The sequence below is a fragment of the Micromonospora sp. DT4 genome, assembly GCF_049841675.1.
Classification (GTDB): Bacteria; Actinomycetota; Actinomycetes; order Mycobacteriales; family Micromonosporaceae; genus Micromonospora.
This window is the reverse complement of the sequence record NZ_JBNCKT010000480.1, coordinates 1-268: the sequence shown is the minus strand read 5'-3', so window position 1 is coordinate 268 and position 268 is coordinate 1. Positions and strand designations below refer to the sequence as shown.

Genomic DNA, 268 nt, shown 5'->3' with positions numbered 1-268 from the left:
CACCGACCCCGCTCGTGACGAACCCGCCACGCCGAAACCCACCCACGATCAGCCACGCGCGGAATGCAGGGCTAGCGCCTGGATCGAGCTGTCCGGCATTTCGCTGACGACGAAGGAACCAGCCGGTTCGAGCGGGCTCGACAAGGCTTCGCCGACGTTGGCGTCGTAGGTGCTCTGTGCCGACCAGTATCCGCTTATTGACCAGTAACCCAAAGGTGCCGTGATCGTTGTCCGTGTATGGGTGTTGCGGTACGTGATGCGCGGCGGC

1 protein-coding gene is annotated in these 268 nt (G+C 63.8%); it reads right to left on the bottom strand.

Annotated features, from left to right (window positions below):
- Positions 1-48 precede the first annotated feature (48 nt).
- On the bottom strand, positions 49-268 hold a 220-nt coding region (locus ACLQ24_RS30610; RefSeq protein WP_425895196.1), incomplete at its 5' end, for a hypothetical protein.